General features: G+C 51.0%; 1 rRNA gene (running past one end of the window). It reads left to right on the top strand.

The window, feature by feature from the left end:
- A 23S ribosomal RNA gene (locus CUN59_RS20015) occupies positions 1-1,749 on the top strand (its annotated part extends 282 nt beyond the left edge of the window); the annotation flags it as partial.

A 1,749-nucleotide genomic window follows, 5' to 3' on the forward strand; every position in this document is an offset into this window, starting at 1 on the left:
GGAAAAGCCTAAACCAACAGGTTTACTTGTTGGGGTAGTGGGACAGCGATATCGAATCTAGAGACTAGACGAAGCAGCTAAATACTGTACCAGAGGGGGTGAAAGTCCTGTAGTCGAAAGTCAAAGGATAGTAGCTGAATCCCGAGTAGTACGGAGCACGAGGAATTCCGTATGAATCAGCGAGGACCATCTCGTAAGGCTAAATACTACTGTGTGACCGATAGAGAACAAGTACCGCGAGGGAAAGGTGAAAAGAACCCCGGAAGGGGAGTGAAATAGAACATGAAACCATGAGCTTACAAGCAGTGGGAGTCCGATTTAACGGATGACCGCGTGCCTGTTGAAGAATGAGCCGGCGACTTATAGGCACTGGTAGGTTAAAGCGAGAATGCTGGAGCCAAAGGGAAACCGAGTCTGAAGAGGGCGATAAATCAGTGTTTATAGACCCGAACCCTGGTGATCTAACCATGGCCAGGATGAAGCTTGGGTAACACCAAGTGGAGGTCCGAACCGACCGATGTTGAAAAATCGGCGGATGAGCTGTGGTTAGGGGTGAAATGCCAATCGAACCAGGAGCTAGCTGGTTCTCCCCGAAATGTGTTGAGGCGCAGCGGTAATGAATAAATCTAGGGGGTAAAGCACTGTTTCGGTGCGGGCTGGGAGACCGGTACCAAATCGAGACAAACTCAGAATACCTAGAGAACACATTGCCAGTGAGACAGTGGGGGATAAGCTTCATTGTCAAGAGGGAAACAGCCCAGACCACCAGCTAAGGTCCCCAAATCATCACTAAGTGATAAAGGAGGTGAGATTGCACAGACAACTAGGAGGTTTGCCTAGAAGCAGCCACCCTTGAAAGAGTGCGTAATAGCTCACTAGTCAAGCGATCTTGCGCCGAAAATGAACGGGGCTAAGTGATGTACCGAAGCTGTGGGATTAATATATTAATCGGTAGGGGAGCGTTCCGTGGTAGGAAGAAGCAGTAGCGGCGAGCAGCTGTGGACGAAACGGAAGTGAGAATGTCGGCTTGAGTAGCGCAAATGTATGTGAGAATCATACACCCCGAAACCCTAAGGGTTCCAGAGCCAGGTTCGTCCACTCTGGGTTAGTCGGGACCTAAGGCGAGGTCGAAAGGCGTAGTCGATGGACATCAGGTCAATAATCCTGAACTATTGTGTGGGAGCATAACTAGGGACGCATGAAAGATAGCCATACCCTGATTGGTTTGGGAGGAGTTTACGNNNACAGGTAGGGAGGTTGAGAATACCAAGGGGCGCGAGATAACTCTCTCTAAGGAACTCGGCAAAATGGCCCCGTAACTTCGGAAGAAGGGGTGCCCACCTAAGAAGTGGGTCGCAGTGAAGAGATCCAGGCGACTGTTTACCAAAAACACAGGTCTCCGCCAACTCGAAAGAGGACGTATGGGGGCTGACGCCTGCCCAGTGCCGGAAGGTTAAGGAAGCTGGTCAGCGAAAGTGAAGCTGGCGACCGAAGCCCCGGTGAACGGCGGCCGTAACTATAACGGTCCTAAGGTAGCGAAATTCCTTGTCGGGTAAGTTCCGACCCGCACGAAAGGCGTAACGATCTGGATGGTGTCTCAGAGAGAGACTCGGCGAAATAGGAATGTCTGTGAAGATACGGACTGCCTGCACCTGGACAGAAAGACCCTATGAAGCTTTACTGTAGCCTGGAATTGTGTTCGGGCTTGGCTTGCGCAGGATAGGTGGGAAGCGATGAGATATTCCTTGT

Origin of the sequence: Cuspidothrix issatschenkoi CHARLIE-1, assembly GCF_002934005.1 — a bacterium.
GTDB lineage: Bacteria > Cyanobacteriota > Cyanobacteriia > Cyanobacteriales > Nostocaceae > Cuspidothrix > Cuspidothrix issatschenkoi.